This is a genomic window from Streptomyces sp. NPDC006339, assembly GCF_040612775.1.
Lineage (GTDB): Bacteria > Actinomycetota > Actinomycetes > Streptomycetales > Streptomycetaceae > Streptomyces.
In genome coordinates, this window is record NZ_JBEXQW010000069.1 from 22,204 (window position 1) to 33,028 (window position 10,825).

Annotated in this window: 11 protein-coding genes and 1 pseudogene; 9 read left to right on the plus strand and 3 right to left on the minus strand. The window is 72.8% G+C overall.

Annotated elements, in window-relative coordinates:
• Nucleotides 1-49 precede the first annotated feature (49 nt).
• The 9 genes from ABZ135_RS35430 (at nt 50) to ABZ135_RS35470 (ending at nt 9,135) form a co-directional block, all read left to right on the plus strand.
• A complete protein-coding gene (locus tag ABZ135_RS35430) occupies nt 50-433 on the plus strand; it encodes an FKBP-type peptidyl-prolyl cis-trans isomerase (protein WP_356701914.1) in 384 nt (127 codons plus the stop codon).
• Nucleotides 434-585: 152 nt separating this feature from the next.
• Complete coding sequence (locus tag ABZ135_RS35435) at nt 586-1,545, plus strand: WYL domain-containing protein (protein ID WP_356701916.1); 960 nt, start codon at nt 586-588, stop codon at nt 1,543-1,545.
• A gap of 17 nt (nt 1,546-1,562) precedes the next feature.
• Nucleotides 1,563-2,513 (plus strand): WYL domain-containing protein, encoded by a 951-nt coding sequence (locus tag ABZ135_RS35440; RefSeq protein ID WP_356701918.1) that lies wholly within the window; start codon nt 1,563-1,565, stop codon nt 2,511-2,513.
• Nucleotides 2,514-2,644: 131 nt separating this feature from the next.
• A complete protein-coding gene (locus tag ABZ135_RS35445; protein WP_356701920.1) occupies nt 2,645-2,899 on the plus strand; it encodes a hypothetical protein in 255 nt (84 codons plus the stop codon).
• A gap of 34 nt (nt 2,900-2,933) precedes the next feature.
• Nucleotides 2,934-3,131: a hypothetical protein gene (locus ABZ135_RS35450; RefSeq protein ID WP_356701922.1), complete on the plus strand. Its 198-nt coding sequence runs from the start codon at nt 2,934-2,936 to the stop codon at nt 3,129-3,131.
• A 187-nt stretch (nt 3,132-3,318) separates the two neighbouring features.
• Nucleotides 3,319-3,603 carry a Sec-independent protein translocase subunit TatA gene (gene tatA / locus ABZ135_RS35455; RefSeq protein WP_356701924.1) on the plus strand — a complete coding sequence of 95 codons (285 nt, stop codon included), beginning with the start codon at nt 3,319-3,321 and terminating at the stop codon, nt 3,601-3,603.
• 104 nt (nt 3,604-3,707) lie between these two features.
• A complete protein-coding gene (tatC, locus tag ABZ135_RS35460) occupies nt 3,708-4,610 on the plus strand; it encodes a twin-arginine translocase subunit TatC (protein WP_356701933.1) in 903 nt (300 codons plus the stop codon).
• Nucleotides 4,611-4,746: 136 nt separating this feature from the next.
• Complete coding sequence (locus ABZ135_RS35465) at nt 4,747-7,575, plus strand: DEAD/DEAH box helicase (RefSeq protein ID WP_356701926.1); 2,829 nt, start codon at nt 4,747-4,749, stop codon at nt 7,573-7,575.
• Between the two features lie 150 nt (nt 7,576-7,725).
• Nucleotides 7,726-9,135, plus strand: a complete 1,410-nt coding sequence (locus tag ABZ135_RS35470) for a cytochrome P450 (RefSeq protein ID WP_356701927.1) — start codon at nt 7,726-7,728, stop codon at nt 9,133-9,135.
• 82 nt (nt 9,136-9,217) lie between these two features.
• On the opposite strand, the gene ABZ135_RS35475 is transcribed toward ABZ135_RS35470, so the two are convergent.
• The 3 genes and pseudogenes from ABZ135_RS35475 to ABZ135_RS35485 all read right to left on the minus strand — a co-directional run.
• Complete coding sequence (locus ABZ135_RS35475) at nt 9,218-10,138, minus strand: ADP-ribosylglycohydrolase family protein (protein ID WP_356701929.1); 921 nt, start codon at nt 10,136-10,138, stop codon at nt 9,218-9,220.
• Between the two features lie 25 nt (nt 10,139-10,163).
• Entirely contained in the window at nt 10,164-10,667 is a 504-nt protein-coding gene (locus tag ABZ135_RS35480; protein WP_356701931.1) for a hypothetical protein, read from the minus strand.
• Nucleotides 10,668-10,745: 78 nt separating this feature from the next.
• Nucleotides 10,746-10,825, minus strand: a pseudogene (locus tag ABZ135_RS35485) (SURF1 family protein); the annotation flags it as partial.

Consider the following 10,825-nt stretch of genomic DNA (forward strand, 5'->3'; position numbering starts at 1 on the left):
TGCAGACCGTCGTCTGCGCGGTTCATAGTTGTATGAGGAGCACACTGCAGTGAGCATCGAGAAGCCCGAGGTCGACTTCCCGGGCGGCGAGCCGCCGGCCGATCTGGAGATCAAGGACATCTGGGAGGGCGACGGCGAGGTCGCCGAGGCCGGTGACACGGTCAAGGTCCACTACGTCGGTGTGTCCTTCGACTCCGGTGAGGAGTTCGACGCCTCCTGGAACCGGGGCGCCCCGCTGGACTTCCCGCTGGGTGCCGGCATGGTCATCGCGGGCTGGGACCAGGGCGTGCAGGGTATGAAGGTCGGCGGTCGCCGCCAGCTCGTCATCCCCGCGCACCTCGCCTACGGCGACCGTGGTGCCGGCGGCAAGATCAAGCCGGGCGAGACGCTGATCTTCGTCTGCGACCTGGTGGACGTCACCAAGAAGCGCTGACCCGACCACCGGGTCTCCCGAGGGCCCCCGCCTCCACGGCGGGGGCCCTCGGCGTGTCCGCGCTTCCGTCCCGGCTTTTGTCAGGACACCCCGGGGCGGTACCGTCGGACGTCTCACCAAGTCAATCCGGCAGAAGAGGGTGCGGGGCGTCGATGGCGATTGCCAAGGCCGAGCGGCTGATGAATCTTGCGCTGTGCCTGCTCGGGACCCGCCGGCCGTTGAGCAAGCGGGAGCTCCGCGCCTCCATCGAGGCGTATATGGAGGCGACCGGCGAGGACGCCTTCAACCGGATGTTCGAGCGCGACAAGGACGATCTGCGCGAGCTCGGCCTGGTGATCGAGACCGTCGAGAACCTGGACGGGGAGACCGGCTACCTGGCCCGCCGCGACTCCAACCGCCTGCCGCCCATCACCCTGGACGCCGAGGAGGCCGCCGCGCTGGGCCTGGCCGCCAAGGTCTGGCAGCAGGCCCGGCTGGCCGGCGCCGCGAGCGGCGCCCTGCAGAAGCTGCGCGCCGCCGGTATGCCGGAGGCGGAGGACGCGTACGACTCCCAGGCCAGCGCCCTGGAGCCACGCATCCCGGTCCACGAGGCCGCGTTCGAGCCGCTGATGCTGGCCTGCCGCGACCGCCGGCCGGTCGTCTTCGACTACCGCAAGGCCAACGCCGCCCGCCCCGAGACCCGGCACGTCGAGCCGTGGACCCTGGAGTGCTGGCGCGGCCACTGGTACCTGGCGGGCTGGGACCGGGACCGCGGCGCCGAGCGGGTCTTCCGGCTGTCCCGTATCACCGGCAAGGTGCGCTCCCGGGCCGGTGCCTTCACGGCGCCGGTGCCCGATGTCGTCACCGTCCGCGAGACCGTCGAGAGCTGGGCCGGCGAGACCGCCACCCGCTCGGCCCGGATCCGGCTGCGGGCCGGCTGCGGCTATCCGCTGCGCGCCCGCGCCCAGTCCGTGACGGAGGGCGTCGCGGACGGCTGGGACGAGCTGGAGATCCCGTACGGGCACGGCCTCGACGCCTGGCTCGTGGAGTTCGGCCCGGACGTGGTCGTGCTGGAGCCCGCGGACCTGCGGGCCGACGTCGTGGACCGGCTGCGCGCCGTGGCCAAGGGCTGAGGGGGAGAGGAACGACCATGGCCACGAACGCCATCGACCAGACGAGGCGGATGCTGTCCCTCGTCACGTATCTGCGCGAGCGCCCCGGGGCGCACGTCGCGGACGTCGCCCGCGCCTTCGGGATCACCGAGGACGAGCTGATCTCGGACCTCGACGTCCTGCCGATGTGCGGCACCAGCTTCCGCGGCGGCGACCTGCTCGACATCGACACCGACGGCGACCGGATCTGGTGGCACAACCCCGACGACGTCGCCGAGCCGCTGCGTCTGGCCGCCGACGAGGCGACCGCCCTGCTGGTGGCCGCGCGGGCGGTGGCGACCCTGCCCGGGCTGCGCGAGGGCGACCGCGAGGCGCTGCTGCGCGCCACCGCCAAGCTGGAGGCGGCGGCCGGCGAGGCGGCCGGAGCCAGCTCCCGCCTGTCGGTGACCTTCGAGTCCGAGGGCGGGGTCTTCGCCGAGGTGGACCGGGCGATCTCCGAGCGGCGGCGGCTGTGGCTGCGCTACTACTCGCCGGCGCGCGACGAGCTCACCGAGCGCGAGGTGGACCCGATCCGGCTCTTCGCCGTCGGCCACACGTACATGGAGGCGTGGTGCCGGCTGTCCGAGGCGCGCCGCACCTTCCGGCTCGACCGGGTCGCGGAGATCCGTCTCCTGGACGCGCCCGCCGCGCCGCCGGAGCTCGAGCTGCGGGACCTGTCGGAGGGGCTGGTGCAGCCGTCCGCCGAGGACCCGGAGGTCGTGGTGGAGGTCGGGCCCGGGGGCCGCTGGGTCGCCGAGTACTACCCGCACGACCGCGCCGACGAGCTGCCGGACGGGGGGCTGCGGATCACCCTGCGGACCCCGGCGCCCGCCTCGCTGCGGCGGCTGGCGCTGCGGCTCGGCAGCGACGGGCGGATCGTCGCCCCGCGGGAGCTCGCGGACAGCGCGCGGGAGGCCGCCGCCGCGGCGCTGGCCGCCTACGAGGGCTGAGCGGCGCAGGTCCCGTCGGACCGCGGCAGACGACCGGCGGCGACAGCAGGGGGAATGTGACGTTCCGGGGTGACCGGACGCTGTTCCCAGTGAGAGGCGTACCCGTAGCGCAGTGGGGAGAGTTGAGCGAAATGTCCGCAATGCCCGGCCTGACGGCGTCGGTCGCCCCGGTCCACTTCAAGGCCGCCTGCCCCGACTGCCGGTCCCGCTTCGAACTCTCCCCGAGCGCCCTGCGGCTCGCCATCGGCGCCAGCCGCCGCACCACCTTCTACTCCTTCACCTGCCCCGAGTGCGGCAGCGCCGTACGCAAGCCCGCGGGGGAGCGGATCGTGGAGCTGCTCACCGGCGGCGGCGTGCGCACCCTGCGCCTGCACACCACCGGCTGAACCCGCCGCCGCCCGGAACGTCTAGGCTCGCCCCATGTTCTGGCCCATGCTCGCCATCGCCCTCGGCTTTCTCGGCATCGCCGTCCTCGGTGTCCTCGGCATCAAGGTCTTCCTGGAGGCCCAGCGCCTCGGCCGTCAAGTGGCCCGCACCACACAGCGCATCAATCAGGCCGCGGAAGACCTCGAACGAGCCGCCGTCGACCTGGCGCGAACGGGTGAGACGCTGCGCTGAATTCGTGCCGTACGCTGCGCGGGACCCACGCGGCCCGCGGGCGCGGGACGCAATCGCACGTATGCACAGGCATTGCCGCCCGTTTACTCCTGCGGGTTACGATCGCTTGCAGCGCGGGTGGCCGGACGCATGTCCGACCGGCCGGGCACGCACTCCAATGTCGCCTCGGTGAAGAAGGTAAACAGCTATGGGTAGGCTCGGCCCCACCGAGATCATTCTGATCCTCGTCGTGATCATCCTGCTGTTCGGCGCCAAGAAGCTGCCGGACATGGCCCGTTCGCTGGGCAAGTCCGCCCGCATCCTCAAGAGCGAGGCCAAGGCGATGAAGTCCGACGACCAGCAGAGCGCCCCCGCCGACCCACCCCACGCCGGCACCCAGGACCAGCCCGCGCCGCGCACCATCCAGGCCGCCCCCGGAGACGTGACCAGCTCGCGTCCCGTGAGCGAGCCCACCGACACCACCAAGCGCTGACCCGGTCCGCCGCGGCCGCCGCACCGGGCGGCGGCTGCCGCACGAGATGAGGACGTGGGTTGCTCAAGTCTGCCCGCAAGCAGGAGAAGGATCCCGAGGGCCGCATGCCCCTCGTGGAACACCTGCGTGAACTTCGCAACCGCCTCGCGAAGGGCCTGCTGGCCATCGCCGCGGTGACCGTCGTGGCCCTCGTGTACAGCGAGGACCTGATGCAGTTCCTGACGAAGTCGGTGCCCAAGTGCGGCCCGAACGTCACCAGCGACGGCGGCAACTGCGCGATCGTCTCCTTCAACACGCTGATGGCGCCCTTCAGCACGACGATCCAGCTCTCCCTGACGACGGGCCTCGTCGTCGCGAGCCCCGTCTGGCTGTACCAGCTCTGGGCCTTCGTCGCGCCCGGACTGCACAAGCACGAGAAGAAGTACACGTACGCCTTCGTCGGCGCCGCCGTCCCGCTCTTCACGGCAGGCGCCTACCTCGCGTACCTCATCCTTCCCATCAGCGTGAAGGTGCTCATCAGCCTCACGCCCGGCGGCTCCGCCAACATCCTCTCGCTCGGTGACGTCCTCGACTTCACCCTGCGGATGGTGCTCGTCTTCGGCATCGCCTTCGAGCTGCCGCTCGTCCTGGTGATGCTCAACCTCACCGGAGTGCTCACCGGTCGCCGCATGGCCGGCTGGTGGCGCGGCGTGATCATGGGCGTCTTCGTCTTCGGCGCCATCATCACCCCCACCACCGACCCCGTCGGCATGCTCGCCCTGGCCGGACCGATCACCATCCTGTACGGGGCGGCCGTCGGCTTCTCGCTCCTCAACGACAGGCGCCGCCGCCGCAACAACCCCGACGCCGAGCTCGACGACGACGAGGCATCGGTGATCGACCTGACCCCCGAGGCGGTCGGCGAGATCGAGACCGTGTCCGCCGTCCGGGCCCTTCCCGAGCAGGCCACCGGCGAGTCGGACGGCGTCAGGCAGCACCGGCTGAACGGTTACGACGACATCACCTGATCTTGCAGGGTCCCCCCGGACTCCAGCCGGGGGGACCCGCCGCGCTGCGCGTCCTGGCCCCCCCGGCCGGCGGGGCCGAAGCCGGTCGATAAAGATCGCGTCACTGTCAGAGGGGGCGGGTAGGCTCGACAACAAGATGACAGAGGACCTCACACCAGCCGAGGCGTACGCGGCTGCCCGCGCCCGCAACGCGGAGCAGGCCACCGCGCTGGCCCCCTTCCGCGAGATGTACGACTTCGGTCTGGACCCCTTCCAGATCGAGGCATGCCAGGCCCTCGAAGCGGGCAAGGGCGTGCTCGTCGCCGCTCCCACGGGCTCCGGCAAGACCATCGTCGGCGAGTTCGCCGTCCACCTCGCCCTGCTCCAGGGCCGCAAGTGCTTCTACACCACGCCCATCAAGGCGCTCTCCAACCAGAAGTACGCCGACCTCGTCAAGCGGTACGGCAACGCCAAGGTCGGCCTGCTCACCGGCGACAACAGCGTCAACGGCGACGCGCCGATCATCGTGATGACCACCGAGGTCCTCCGCAACATGCTCTACGCGGGGTCCCAGGCGCTCTCCGGCCTCGGCTACGTCGTCATGGACGAGGTGCACTACCTCTCCGACCGCTTCCGCGGCGCCGTCTGGGAGGAAGTGATCATCCACCTCCCCGAGTCCGTGACCCTGGTGTCGCTCTCCGCGACCGTGTCGAACGCCGAGGAGTTCGGCGACTGGCTCGACACCGTCCGCGGCGACACCGAGGTCATCGTCTCCGAGAGCCGCCCCGTGCCCCTGTGGCAGCACGTCCTGGCCGGCCGCCGGATGTACGACCTCTTCGAGGAGGAGACCGACCACGGCGGCCGCGGCTCCTCCCGCCGCGAGGTCAACCCCGACCTGCTCCGCCTGGCCCGCACCGAGAACTCGCGCACGTACAACCCGCGCGACCGGCGCCGCGGCAAGATGGTCCGCGAGGCCGACCGCGAGCGCGAGCGGCGCGCCCGCTCCCGCATCTGGACCCCGGGACGGCCCGAGGTCATCGAGCGGCTCGACGCCGAGGGGCTGCTGCCCGCCATCACCTTCATCTTCAGCCGGGCCGGCTGCGAGTCCGCCGTCCAGCAGTGCCTCTACGCGGGCCTGCGGCTCAACGACGACGAGGCGCGCCGCCGCGTCCGCGAGATCGTCGAGGAGCGCACCGCCAGCATCCCCCGCGAGGACCTCCACGTCCTCGGCTACTACGAGTGGCTCGAAGGTCTCGAGCGCGGCATCGCCGCCCACCACGCCGGCATGCTCCCCACCTTCAAGGAGGTCGTCGAGGAGCTCTTCGTCCGCGGCCTCGTCAAGGCCGTCTTCGCCACCGAGACCCTGGCCCTCGGCATCAACATGCCGGCCCGCACGGTGATCCTCGAGAAGCTCGTGAAGTGGAACGGGGAGCAGCACGCCGACATCACCCCCGGCGAGTACACCCAGCTCACCGGCCGCGCCGGACGCCGCGGCATCGACGTCGAGGGCCACGCCGTCGTCCTCTGGCAGCGCGGCATGGACCCCGGCCACCTCGCCGGCCTCGCCGGCACCCGCACCTACCCGCTGCGCTCCAGCTTCAAGCCCTCGTACAACATGGCGGTCAACCTGGTCGACCAGTTCGGCCGGCACCGCTCCCGCGAGCTCCTGGAGACCTCCTTCGCCCAGTTCCAGGCCGACCGCTCGGTCGTCGGGATCTCCCGGCAGGTCCAGAAGAACGAGGAGGGCCTCCAGGGCTACCGGGAGGGCATGACCTGCCACCTCGGCGACTTCGAGGAGTACGCGCGGCTCCGCCGCGAGCTGAAGGACCGCGAGACCGAGCTGGCCAAGCAGGGCGCGGCCCAGCGCCGGGCCCAGGCGGCCGCCTCCCTGGAGCGGCTCAAGCCCGGCGACGTCATCCACGTCCCCACCGGCAAGTTCGCCGGCCTCGCCCTCGTCCTCGACCCGGGCGTCCCGGCCGGCCGCACCAACGGGCACCGCGGCTTCGAGCACCACGACGGCCCCCGTCCGCTCGTCCTGACCGCGGAGCGGCAGGTCAAGCGGCTCGCCTCGATCGACTTCCCGGTCCCGGTGGAGCCGCTGGAGCGGATGCGGATCCCCCGGTCCTTCAACCCGAGGTCGCCGCAGTCCCGCCGCGACCTCGCCTCCGCGCTGCGCAGCAAGGCCGGGCACATCAACCCCGACCGGCACCGCAAGCAGCGCTCGGCCGCCGCCGACGACCGCGAGATCGCCCGGCTGCGCACCGAGATCCGCGCGCACCCGTGCCACGGCTGCGACGAGCGCGAGGACCACGCCCGCTGGGCCGAGCGCTACCACCGGCTGCAGCGCGACACCCGGCAGCTCGAGCGGCGGATCGAGGGCCGCACCAACACCATCGCCCGCACCTTCGACCGGATCGTCGCCCTCCTCACCGAGCTCGACTATCTGCGCGAGGACGAGGTCACCGACGACGGCAAGCGGCTCGCCCGGCTCTACGGCGAGCTCGACCTGCTCGCCAGCGAGTGCCTGCGCGAGGGCGTGTGGGAGGGACTGAACCCGGCCGAGCTGGCCGCCTGCGTCTCCGCGCTCGTCTTCGAGGCCCGCCAGGCCGACGACGCCGTCGCGCCGAAGCTGCCGACCGGCAGGGCCAAGGCGGCGCTCGGCGAGATGGTGCGGATCTGGGGACGCCTCGACGCGCTGGAGGAGGAGTTCAAGCTCCACCAGGCGGAGGGCGTCGGACAGCGCGAGCCGGACCTCGGCTTCGCCTGGGCCGCCTACCAGTGGGCCTCCGACAAGGGGCTCGACGAGGTGCTGCGCGAGGCCGAGATGCCCGCCGGCGACTTCGTCCGCTGGTGCAAGCAGGTCATCGACGTCCTCGGCCAGATCGCGGCCGCCGCGCCCCGGGAGAACAGCACGGTGGCGAAGAACGCCCGCAAGGCCGTGGACAGCCTGCTCAGGGGTGTCGTCGCCTACAGCTCCGTGGGCTGACAGGCCCACAGGAGCACGGCCGCAGGGCGTTTTCCACAGGGCGTCATCCACAGGGGTGGCGAAGGCGCGGTTCCTTCCGCTTCCATGAACTCGCACAGCAGAACGAGTACTTGGGGCACCACCACGCACCTCCTGCGGAAGGAAACGCACGTGACCACGCACGCCGGTCCGTCCGCCGTCGTCTCCACGACGGCGGACGGGCGGAAGACCGTACCGGGCCCCCGAGGCGTCCCCGTACTGGGAAACCTGCCGGAGTTCGGCAAGGACCCGCTCGCCTTCTTCGAACGGCTGCGTGAGCGCGGGGACTTCGTCCGCTGGCGTTTCGGCCGCACTCCGGCGCTGTTCATCGCCCACCCCGAGACCGTCGGCGAGCTCCTCACCGAGGTGGAGCGGACCTTCGACCAGCCCGACCTGGGCATCGCCTTCCGCACCCTGCTCGGCAACGGGGTCGTGGTCTCCAAGGGCGCCGACTGGCGGCGCAAGCGCTCCCTCGTCCAGCCCTCCGTCCGGCCCCGCCAGGTCAAGTCCTACGCGGCCACCATGGCCGAGTGCGCCGTCGACCTCGCCGAGCGGTGGACCGACGGGCAGCGGGTCGACATCAAGCGGGAGATGGCCGCCCTCACCCAGTTGATCGCCGTCCGCACCATCTTCGGCGTCGACACCGCCGCCGACGCCGCGTCCATCGGCCGCGCCATGGACGTCGCCCAGCAGGAGATCGGCGCCGAGTTCAGCGGCATCGGGGCGGTCCTGCCCGACTGGGTCCCCACCCCCGGGCGGGCCCGGGTCCGACGGGCCACCGCCGTCATCGACGCCGAGGTGTCCCGGGTCGTCGCCCGCCACCGCGACGGGGACGGCGAGCGGCCCGACCTGCTCAGCCGGCTCCTCACGGCCCAGGACGAGACCGGCGCCCGCCTCTCCGACCGGGAGATCCGCGACGAGACCGTCACCCTCTACATCGGCGGGCACGAGACCACCAGCTCCACCCTCGTCTGGGCCTGGTATCTCCTCTCCCGCAACCCCCGGGTCCAGGAGGCGCTCGGGGCCGAGCTGGACCGCGTGCTCGGCGACCGCGACCCCGGCTTCGACGACTACGCCCGACTGACGTACACCCAGGCCGTGGTGAAGGAGACCCTGCGGCTCTACCCCACGGTCTGGCTCATCACCGGCATCGCGAAGGAGGGCGCCACCCTCGGCGGCGCCCCCGTGCCGGCCGGCACACGGGTCTGGAGCAGCCAGTGGGTCACCCACCGGGACGGGCGGTGGTACCGGGACCCGCTGGAGTTCCGCCCCGAGCGGTGGATGAGCGCGGGCGAGGGGGAGAGCGGGGGCGAGAGCGAGGGCTCGGAGGCGGAGGAGATACCCGAGTACGCCTGGTACCCCTTCGGGGGCGGCCCCCGGGTCTGCCTCGGCACCCGTTTCGCCATGGTGGAGGCGGTCCTGGTCCTGGCCGTCCTGGCCCGCCGCTTCCGCCTCGACGTCGACGCCGGCGAGATACACCCGGTGCCGGCTCTGACACTCCAGCCGGACCGGGACGTCCGGGCGACGGTGCGGGCGCGGTAGCCGGGGGCGAAGCGCCCGGCCCGGCGCGGCCGGGCCGGGAGGGGCGGCGGCGCGAGGTGCGCCGGGCGGCGGGTCCGGCGGCTCAGAGCAGGGCGAGCGCCAGGTCGCGGAGTTCCGGGGCGCGCAGGACCCGGTCGCCGAACCCCGGCAGGGGGACGCGCAGGGCGGCCGTCCAGCGGGCCGGGATGCCCACGGGGCCGTACACGGCTCCGGCGAGCATGCCGGTCACGGCGGCGACCGTGTCGGTGTCACCGCCCAGGTCGATCGCCGCGGCGACGGCGGCCTCGAAGGAGGTGGTGGTGCGCAGCGCCCAGAGCGCGGAGCCGAGGCAGGGCCAGACGGCGCCGTTGAACTCCGTGGCGTCCTCCGGACGCCAACCGGGGGCGAGGGCGACCGCCCACCGCTCCCGGTGGGGTTCCGCGACGTCGCCCAGCACGTCGGGCACCACCGCGAGCGGGTCCTCGCCGAGCAGGGCCACGCGCACCAGTTCGTGGAGCACGGCGGTGCCCTCCCAGGCGGCGGCGTCCCCGTGGGTGAGGGCGGCGATCCGCCGGGCCGCGTCCATGGTGGCGGCGCGGCCGGCGGAGGCGAAGTGCACGGCGGAGGTGGAGGCCCGCATCAGCGAACCGTTGCCCGCGCCGCGGCCGTTGACCTGGAAGTGCAGGGCGGCGGCGGTCTCCCAGGGGTCACCGCCGAGCAGTACGGCCTCGGTCTGGAGCCCGATGTCCTTCGGCTCGGATGCGGCCCAGCGGCGGAAGCGGCCGAAGAGGTCCGCCGGATCGAGGCCGCCCCGTTCGAGGAGCGACTCCCCGACGAGCACGGCCATCTGCGTGTCGTCGGTGGCCTCCCCGGGCTCCCATCCACCGCCTCCGCACATCTCGCCCACCCCGTCGGGGAACCGCTCGCGGAACACCCCGGGAAGCCCGAACTCGAAAGGAGCGCCCAGGGCGTCTCCCACGGCGGACCCCAGCACGGCCCCCACCGCCCGATCCTCGTATCGCATGGCGTCAGGGTAGGGGCCGGGCCGGTCAGGCCGCGAGCCGGTGAGGGGAGGGGGACGCCGACCGGGAGGGGGAGCGGAGTGCCAGCACGGTGGCCGCGGCGGTGAGGAGGGCGACGGCGCCGGCCGCGGCGCCGGTCGGGCCGTCGGGGGAGAGGAGGGCCTGGCCGCGCAGTGCCTGCCAGGCGAGCAGGACGAAGGTGGCGGCGTACGCGGCGGACGCGATCAGGACCAGCCGCAGCCGGGTCCGTTCGTCGGCGAGCCGCACGAGGCGCGGGGCCAGAGCGGCCGGCAGGAGCAGTACCAGCGGGATCAGTTGGAGCGCGTGCATGCCGAAGAAGTGGGCGATGCGCAGGTCGCCGCCGGTGCTGGACCAGCCGGTGAGAGGCATGCCAGGGCCGCCGTCGGGGACTCCGACGCAGTGCGCGCCGACGATCGCCGGGTCGTCCTGCGCGAGCTGCTCGGGCGTGGGCCGGACCATGAGGAAACCGACGGAGGCGCCGGCGAGGGCGAGGAGGGAGGAGAGGCGCACGGCCCAGGCGGTGGCGCGGTCCGTCGGCCCCCGGGCCCGGACCGACCCGCCCCAGCCGGGGCGGGGTGCCGCGGCTCAACGCCCGAGGGTCCCCATGAACAGGCAGAACGGGATGGCGAGGAGGACGAAGACGTTGATCCCCCACCAGCGGGGCGTTC